Origin of the sequence: Microcella sp. (assembly GCF_051860105.1) — a bacterium.
GTDB lineage: Bacteria > Actinomycetota > Actinomycetes > Actinomycetales > Microbacteriaceae > Microcella.
Genome location: NZ_JBHYEO010000043.1, coordinates 1 through 8,551, shown reverse-complemented (window position 1 = coordinate 8,551; position 8,551 = coordinate 1). Strand labels below are relative to the sequence as shown.

At 70.5% G+C, this 8,551-nt stretch carries 5 protein-coding genes, 1 tRNA gene and 1 pseudogene; 5 read left to right on the top strand and 2 right to left on the bottom strand.

The window, feature by feature from the left end:
• A pseudogene (locus ACTIE9_RS13230) lies at positions 1 to 180 on the bottom strand (TOMM precursor leader peptide-binding protein); the annotation flags it as partial.
• 78 nt (positions 181 to 258) lie between these two features.
• Positions 259 to 1,662, bottom strand: a complete 1,404-nt coding sequence (locus tag ACTIE9_RS13225; protein WP_439566032.1) for a zinc-dependent metalloprotease — start codon at positions 1,660 to 1,662, stop codon at positions 259 to 261.
• A gap of 133 nt (positions 1,663 to 1,795) precedes the next feature.
• On the opposite strand from ACTIE9_RS13225, the gene ACTIE9_RS13220 reads away from it, so the two are divergent.
• The 5 genes from ACTIE9_RS13220 to ACTIE9_RS13200 all read left to right on the top strand — a co-directional run bounded on the left by ACTIE9_RS13220 (position 1,796) and on the right by ACTIE9_RS13200 (position 8,495).
• Positions 1,796 to 2,935 carry a YlbL family protein gene (locus tag ACTIE9_RS13220; RefSeq protein WP_439566031.1) on the top strand — a complete coding sequence of 380 codons (1,140 nt, stop codon included), beginning with the start codon at positions 1,796 to 1,798 and terminating at the stop codon, positions 2,933 to 2,935.
• Positions 2,936 to 3,021: 86 nt separating this feature from the next.
• Positions 3,022 to 5,907: a UPF0182 family membrane protein gene (locus tag ACTIE9_RS13215; RefSeq protein WP_439566030.1), complete on the top strand. Its 2,886-nt coding sequence runs from the start codon at positions 3,022 to 3,024 to the stop codon at positions 5,905 to 5,907.
• Positions 5,908 to 5,934: 27 nt separating this feature from the next.
• The gene (locus tag ACTIE9_RS13210) at positions 5,935 to 6,834 is read left to right on the top strand and encodes a class I SAM-dependent methyltransferase (RefSeq protein ID WP_439566029.1); all 900 of its coding nucleotides are present in this window, start codon (positions 5,935 to 5,937) and stop codon (positions 6,832 to 6,834) included.
• A 126-nt stretch (positions 6,835 to 6,960) separates the two neighbouring features.
• Positions 6,961 to 8,364 carry a GAF domain-containing protein gene (locus ACTIE9_RS13205; RefSeq protein WP_439566028.1) on the top strand — a complete coding sequence of 468 codons (1,404 nt, stop codon included), beginning with the start codon at positions 6,961 to 6,963 and terminating at the stop codon, positions 8,362 to 8,364.
• A gap of 54 nt (positions 8,365 to 8,418) precedes the next feature.
• A tRNA-Met gene (locus ACTIE9_RS13200) sits at positions 8,419 to 8,495 on the top strand.
• Positions 8,496 to 8,551 lie beyond the last annotated feature (56 nt).

Sequence of the window (8,551 nt, the reverse complement as noted above, 5' to 3'; positions counted from 1 at the left end):
GGCGTGCTCCGCGAGCATCGCCAGGCCGGCGCGCGTCACCCCCACGGCGAGGGCGTCGACGAGCCGGGCATCGCCGTCGCTGACGTCGTCGAGGCGGGCGACCACCGGGTCCACCCCGATCTGGAGGCTGTGCGGCGTGCGCCAGACGATCGGGCGGCGGGGGTCGAGTCGCAGTGTCATGGCGCACATGATGGGGGCGGCCGGGCGGGCGCGCGCCCAGCATCCACAGCCCGCGATCCGGGCCCGCGGGCGACGCCGCTAGGCGGTCGGCTCGTCGGGGCGGTTCGGCTCGTCAGGAGCCTCGCCCGGGGCACCCTCGATGGGCCGGTCGCCGCTCTCGTCGGCCAGCAGCTCGCTGAGCGCTTGATCGAGCGCGTCGGGGGCGATCGACGCCCCGCCCTGCAACGTGGCGATCACCCGGGTCGGGTCGTCGACGTCGTCAGCGCCGGGAAGCAGGTCGGGGTGCGCCCATAGGCCGTCGCGCGCATCGGCGCCGACGGCGTCGGTGATGCGCTGCCAGAATGCGGCGGCTTCGCGCAGGCGCCGCGGTCGCAGCTCGAGACCGACGAGGGTCGCGAAGGCGCTCTCGGCCGGTCCGCCCGCGGCGCGGCGGCGGCGCACGGTCTCGGCCACCGCATCCGCCTTCGGCAGTCGGCTGGTGGCCTGCGCGGTGACGACGTCGACCCAGCCCTCGATGAGGGCGAGCGTGGTCTCGAGGCGGCCGAGGGCTGCTACCTGCGCGTCGGTCTTCGGCGGGATGAGCGCGCCGCTCGTGAGCGCCTCGCGCAGGCTCTCGGGGTTCGCCGGGTCGAACTCGGCTGCGAGCGACTCGATGCGGTCGGTGTCGATGCGGATTCCGCGGGCGTAGTCGGTGATGGCGCTGATGAGGTGCTGGCGCAGCCAGCGCGCGTGCCGGAAGAGCCGGGCGTGCGCGAGTTCGCGCACCGACAGATAGAGCTGCACCTGATCGGCAGGGATGTCGAGGCCCGTGCCGAAGGCAGCCATGTTCTGCGGGATGAGCGCCGCCTGCACATCGGTCTCGTCGCGGCCCGGCAGCAGCGGGATGCCGATGTCGCCGCCCGAGACGACCTCCGCCGCGAGCTGCCCGACGACGTGGCCGAGCTGCAGCGAGAAGAGCGTGCCGCCGAGCGAGCGCATCATCTGGCCGGCGTTGGCGACCATGCCCTTCAGCTCCTCCGGCACCTGCTGGTCGAGCACCTCGGTGAGCGAGTCGGAGATCGAGGTCGCGACGGGTTCGGCGAGCTGCGTCCACACCGGCAGGGTGAGGCGCGCCCAGTCGGCGCGCGTCAGCAGGGTCGGCTCAGAGGTCAGCTGGGTGATCGAGGTGGCCTCGTCGAGCCACAGCGCCGCCACGTTGAGTGCCTGCCGCAGCTGCTCGAGCTCGGCGGCGCTCGAGCGGATCGAGCCCTGAGCGGCGATGCGCCCCGACTCGTCCTTCGCGAGCTGCCAGTCGACGCCATCGGCGTTCGCGTTCATGGCCTTTTGCAGCTGGCCCATCAGGCGCGCGACCATGAGCGGGTCGGTCGGCAGCCCTGCGGCGCCGGCGAGCTTCGCCGGGTCGAGGTCGCCCTCGCCCGCGAGGAAGCGGCGCAGCATCTCGCGGAACTCGTCGTCAGCTCCGCCTAGGGGATCCTCAGCCATGGTTCCTACGCTAGTGCGCGTGCCCGGGCGACCGACGGGTTTTCGCCTAGGCTTTGCCCGCGGCTCTGCGCCGTGGGCGAACACCTGCCCGACGCCGCATCCGGCCGGGCAGAGCACCCTCGAGAGGAGCCCGGTGAGCCTGTTCACCGCTGACGCGCGTGGCGACGAGTTCGACGACGCGCACGACCCGGCTGTCGTCGACGCGCGGATGCGCGGGCGCCGGGTCGGCTGGCTGCTGCTGGCGTTGACGCTGTTCGGGGTCTTCGGCCTCGCCGTGCTCCCGACCCCGTACGTCATCGAGCGCCCCGGGCCCGTGTTCGACACCCTCGGCACGGTCACGGTCGACGGCGACGAGGTGCCGCTCATCGAGATCCCCAGCGAGCCGACCTACGAGACCGCCGGCTCGCTGAGCCTGTTGACGGTCAACGTCTACGGCAACCGCGATCAGCCGCCGACCTGGTTCGATGTCATCCGCGCCTGGCTCGACCCGAGCCAGTCGGTCGTTCCGATCGACTCGGTGTTCCCCGAGGGGGTCAGCACGGAAGACCGCCGCGAGCAGAGCCGCATCGACATGGAGAACTCGCAGCAGGAGGCCATCGCCGCCGCACTGCGGGCGCTCGGCGAGCCCTACGAGAGCCAGCTGCGGGTCGTCGAGACCCTGGCCGAGAGCCCGGCCGAGGGCATCCTGCGGCCGGACGACATCATCGTCGCGGTCGACGACGAAGCGGTGCGGGATGTCACGGCGCTGCGCGCCGCGATCGCCGCCAACGGCACCGCCGATCCGGTGTCGATCGACATCCTGCGCGGCGGGTCGGAGCGCACGCTCGAGGTCACCCCGGTGCTGAGCGAGGGCGAGGAGCGCGTTCCGGTGATCGGGGTGCTCATCGCGGGCGAGTACGTCTTCCCCTTCGACGTGAACATCGAGCTCGAGAACGTGGGCGGCCCGAGCGCCGGCATGATGTTCGCGCTCGGCATCATCGACAAGCTGACGCCCGACTCGCTCGCGGGCGGGGCCGAGGTGGCCGGAACGGGAACGATCGGGGCCGACGGAACCGTCGGGCCGATCGGCGGCATCGTGCAGAAGATGCATGGGGCGGTCGCCTTCGGCGCCGACTGGTTCCTCGCTCCGACGGCCAACTGCGACGAGGTCGTGGGCAGCATCCCCGGCGATCTGGAGGTGTTCGCCGTCGCGACCCTCGACGAGGCGATCGGCGTGCTGCAGACGATCGCCGACGACGGCGATCTGAGCGAGCTCGCGCGCTGCGAACGCTAGCGGCGAACAGGCCCGGCCCGGGGCCACTTCCAAGAGTTGCCCCGGTAGTCTGAGCCCGTACGCCCGCCGACTCTGGGAGCACCCTCGTGACGTCCACCGCAACGCCGCCCGCCAACCGTTCCCGCGCGACTCTCGCGATCAGTGCCGCCATCGTCGGCGCACTGGTCGTGCTGTTCTTCGTGTTCGCGAACGTCTACACCGACATCCTCTGGTTCGACCAGCTGGGCTTCCTCAACGTGCTGACCACGCAGTGGTTCGCCACGGGCGGCATGTTCCTCGTCGGGTTCCTCGGCATGTTCCTGCCCGTGTGGGCGAGCCTGCAGATCGCCTACCGGGCCCGCCCCGTCTACGCCAAGCTCAACTCGCAGCTCGATCGCTACCAGGAGGTCGTCGAGCCGTTGCGTCGCGTCGCGATGCTCGGCATCCCGGCCGTGCTCGGTCTGTTCGCGGGCGTGACGGCCGCCGGCCAGTGGCAGATGGTGCTGCAGTGGTGGAACCGCACCGAGTTCGGCCAGCTCGACCCGCAGTTCGGGCTCGACATCTCGTTCTTCGTCTACGAGCTGCCGTTCTGGCGCGGTGTCATCGCGTTCGCCTCGGCCGTCGTGCTGCTCGCGGGCCTCGCCGCCGTGGCCACGAGCTACCTGTATGGGGCCATCAGCGTCAACGGACGCGAGATCCGCATCTCGCGCACCGCCCGCATCCAGCTCGCCCTCACGGCCGCGATCTACATCGCCCTGCAGGGCGTCAGCATCTGGTTCGACCAGTACGCGACCGTCATCCAGCCCAGCGACGGCTTCCTCGCCATCGGCGCAGGATTCACCGAGGTCAACTCGACGATCCCCAGCCGCGGCATCCTCGCCGGCATCGCGTTGCTCGTCGCCGCGCTCTTCGTCGTCACGGCCGTCATCGGCCGCTGGCGCCTGCCGATCGTCGGCACGGCGCTGCTCCTCGTGAGCGGCCTGCTCATCGGCAGCGTCTACCCGTGGATCGTGCAGCGGTTCCAGGTCGAGCCCAACGCGCGCGAGTTCGAGGCGCCGTTCATCGAGCGCAACATCCAAGCCACCCGAGACGCCTACAACGTGTCGGGCATCGAAGAGATCTCCTACGACGCCGTCACCGACGCCGAGCAGGGGGCCCTGCGCGAAGACGCCGAGACCACCGCGAACATCCGCATCATCGACCCGGCGCTCGTGACCGAGGCGTTCGCTCAGCTCGAGCAGTTCCGGCAGTACTACCAGTTCCCCGAGTTCCTCGATGTCGACCGCTACGAGATCGACGGCCGCACGCAAGACACGGTCATCTCGCTGCGCGAGCTCAACCCCGACGGGCAGACCTCGCAGAACTGGTACAACAACACGATCGTCTTCACCCACGGCTACGGCGTGGTCGCCGCCTTCGGCAACCAGCGCACTGACGACGGCCGGCCCCAGTTCCTCGAAGGCGGAATCCCGGCGAGCGGTTCGCTCACCACCGAGCTCGGCGAGTACGAGCCGCGCGTGTACTTCGGCGAGTTCTCGCCGACCTACTCGATCGTCGGCGGCGGTGACAACCTCGAGCTCGACTTCCCCTCCGAGGGCAGCGAAGACCAGGCCGGCAATGCCACCTACACCTTCACGGGTGACGGCGGCCCGACGCTCGACAACGTCTTCAAGCGCCTGCTCTACTCCATCAAGTTCCAGTCGGAGCAGATCTTCCTCTCCGAGGCCGTGACCGACGACTCGCAGATCCTCTACGAGCGCAACCCCCTCGACCGCGTGCAGAAGGCGGCGCCCTACCTGACCCTCGACTCCGACCCGTACCCGGCCATCGTTGACGGCCGCATCGTGTGGATCGTCGACGGGTACACCACCACGGCGAGCTACCCCTACTCGACGACGGTCGCGCTCAGCGAGGCGATCGCCGACACCTACACGCCGGCCCCGGCCTTCCCGCTCGACCAGATCAACTACATCCGCAACTCGGTCAAGGCGACGGTCGACGCGTATGACGGCTCGGTCACGCTCTACGCGTGGGACACGGAGGACCCGATCCTGCAGACCTGGCAGAAGGTGTTCCCGAACACCCTCGTCGACGCCAGTGAGATGAGCGACGCGCTGCTCTCGCACGTGCGCTACCCGGCCGACCTGTTCAAGGTGCAGCGCAACATCCTGGGCGCCTACCACGTGACCGACCCGGGCTCGTTCTTCTCCACCGATGACGAGTGGCGCACACCGAACGACCCCACGTCGCTCGCGGCCGCCCCGACCCTGCAGCCGCCCTACTACCTGACGATGCAGGTGCCGGGTGCCGATGCACCGGGCTTCACCCTGTACTCGACCTTCATCCCGCGCACCGCGAGCGAGAACGAGCGCAACGTGCTCACGGGCTACCTCGCCGCGAACGCTGATCCCGGTGAGGATTACGGCACGCTCACGCTGCTCACGCTGCCCTCGCAGACGATCCCCGGCCCCGGGCAGGTGCAGAACCAGTTCAACTCCGACCCGATCGTCGCGAACGACCTGGCGCTGCTGCAGCGCGGTGAGACCGAGGTGCTGCGCGGCAACCTGCTGACCCTCCCGATCGGCGGCGGCTTCCTGTACGTGCAGCCGGTCTACGTGCAGTCGACGGGTGAGACGAGCTTCCCGCTGCTGCGCAAGGTGCTCGTCGCCTTCGGTGACTCGATCGCCTTCGAGGACACCCTCGATGAGGCGCTGGATTCGCTCTTCGGCGGAGACTCCGGGGCGAACGCCGGCGACGGCGATGTCGAGCCGGTCGACCCGACCGATCCGACCGAGCCCACCGACCCGACCGACCCGACCGACCCCGGAACGGGCGTCGAGATCTCGGCCGAGCTCGCCCAGGCGCTGCAGGATGCCCGCCAGGCTCTCCTCGACCGCCAGCAGGCCTACGCCGACAACGACCTCGTCGCGGCGGCGGAGGCCGACGAGCGACTGCAGGATGCCCTCGAGCGTGCCCTCGCGCTGAGCGAGTAGGCACGAGCGAGCAGCACGAGCGGCGAGATGGCGCAGTCCGACTCTCCCGAGTGGGCCCGGCTCAACCGGGCCCACTGGGATGAGAAGGTTCCTGTGCACGTCGCGAGCGAGTTCTACGACCTCGCTCCGCTGCGTGCGGGGGAGGGCCGGCTGTACCCCATCGAGGAGGCCGAGCTGCCCCGCATCGCGTCCGCGGGCTGGCACGGGCTGCGGGTGCTGCACCTGCAGTGCCACTTCGGCGCCGACTCGCTCGTGCTCGCGCAGCGCGGGGCCACCGTCGTCGGGCTCGACTTCTCGATGCCGGCCGTGCGGCAGGCGCGCGCGCTCGCGACCGAGCTCGGGCTCGACGACCGCAGCCGCTTCATCTGCGCCGATCTGTACGACGCCCGGCACGCGCTGCCCGAGCCCGAGAGCTTCGACGTGGTCTACACGACCTGGGGCACGATCGGCTGGCTGCCCGACATCGTCGAGTGGGCGCGCATCATCGCGTGGTTCCTGAAGCCCGGCGGGCGGCTGTACTTCGCCGACGGGCATCCGGCGGCCTTCGTCTTCGACGACCCCCGTGCCGACGAGCCCGGTGCTGACGAGCCCGCGGCGCTGCTCGACGGCGGCCCCGCGCGGTTCCCCGCTCCTCGCTTCGGCTACTTCGAGCGCGAACCGCTCGCTCTCGACGAGCCGGGCGACTACGCGGACCCGGATGCGGAGCTCGCCCACTCGCGCACCGTCGAGTGGATGCACCCCCTCGGTGAGACCCTGACGGCCCTCGTCGACGCCGGTCTGGGCATCGACTTCGTGAGTGAGCACGATGCCGTGCCGTGGCAGATGTTCTCGGTGCTCGAGCCGCGCGGCGATGGGCTGTGGGGCTGGCCCGGCACGAGCTGGCTCCCCCTCGGCATGAGCCTCGGTGCGACCCGTCGGGCCGACTGAGGGCGGGCATCCCGTAGCAGAACGCTCTGTCTGTCCCCACTTCGGGAGTTCCCCGCACTGGGGATGACGCGGCCGCGGTCAGCGTGCCTACGGTGGGGAGCGAAGGGGGGCTTGGAAGGAAGCCTCGTGTCGGCACTGCTTGCCGCTGCACTGCATCTCGCTCGTCCGTTCATGTCGGCCTGGGCCGCGTGGCGCGATGACGAATTGTCGTCGATGCCGCGACCGCACGGCCTGCCTCGCGCGGTCGCCGATGGTCCGTCGGCTGATCGCGTGCTCCTCATCGGCTCGGGCCCTGCTGTGGGCTGGGGCGTCGCCTCCAACGACCTCGCCCTGCCCGGAGCCCTCGCGCGCGCCCTGCGGGCCAGCACGGGGCGCGGCGCCGTGGTCGACGTCATCGCCGACCCCCACATGACCGCTGCGGGCCTCGCCGCGGTGATCGCCGGAACGCGGCTCGACCGCTACGACGCGGTGATCACAACCGTGGGCACGAACGACGCGCTGCACTTCACGACCCCGCGCGAGTGGCGGCGGCGCATCGGGCGTGCTCTCGACGTCTGGAGCTCGCGCGTTCGCGGCGGCACCCTGCTGCTCATGGTGGGCATCATCCCCCTGCGCCTGCTGCCGACCTTCACGGGAGTCGCCGCGCGGTCGGTCGACCGGCTCTCGCTCGTGCTCAACGGCGTCACGGATGACCTGGTCACGCAGCATCCGAGCGCGCGCACGACGCTCCTCCCGGCGCCGGGAGACACCGCGTGCGACTCCCTCGGCCGCTTCACCCCTGAGGGCTACGCCTTCTGGGCCGGCCAGATCGCGGCCGAGCTCGTCGATCACCTCAACGACCTCGCCGGCGACACCGATCGCACGACAGCGATCGCGGAGCGCATGACCACGGGTGTCGAAGACGCCGAGCGCATCGCCGACCTGCTCGGCGACGAGGCGATGAGCCTCGAGCGCATCGTCACGATCGCCGCGGCCGCCTTCAAGGCACCCACAGCGCTCGTCACCGTGCTCGGCCCCGACACGCAGTTGCACGTCTCGCGATTCGGCATCGACATCGAGTCGGTGCCGATCGAGCAGTCGTTCTGCGCCGTGGCGGTGCGCACCGATGACGGAATGGTCGTGCCGGATGCGACGCACGACCCGCGGTTCGCCCGCAATCCGCTCGTCACCGGGGAGGCCCAGGTGCGCTACTACGCGGGAGTTCCGATCGAAGACCCTCAGGGTCGTCGCATCGGCGCCCTGTGCATCGTCGACACGAAGCCGCGCCACATCACGACCGAGGCCGAGCTCAGCATGCTGCGCCGCCTCGCCGAGAAGGTGCAGCGCATCGTGTGGGCGACCGTCGCGCGAGCGGAGAAGGCCGCGCGCGACGGCGACCTGGCGCGCACGACCCCGCCGGTGGCACCCGATTCGGAGCAGGAGCGCCGGGTCGAGCCGACGCTCCCTGCCGCGCCGCCGCCCTCGGCGGTGCGCGTGCTGCCGCCGACGCCGAAGTACCAGTGCGACGAGGCCCTCGTCGCGTGCGGCTGACGCCCCGGCCTGATTCGACCGCGCGGGCCCGGGCCTGCTACCCTGGGAGTACGCCGCGGGGTGGAGCAGCTCGGTAGCTCGCTGGGCTCATAACCCAGAGGTCGTAGGTTCAAATCCTGCCCCCGCAACCAATGTCCTGTCTCAGGACATAGGAAACCTCCGAACCTATTGGTTCGGAGGTTTCCTG

Excerpts from the sequence above, each read along its gene's own strand:
- ACTIE9_RS13225 (WP_439566032.1), bottom strand. The coding sequence starts at position 1,662 with ATGGCTGAGGATCCCCTAGGCGGAGCTGACGACGAGTTCCGCGAGATG.
- ACTIE9_RS13210 (WP_439566029.1), top strand. The coding sequence starts at position 5,935 with ATGGCGCAGTCCGACTCTCCCGAGTGGGCCCGGCTCAACCGGGCCCAC.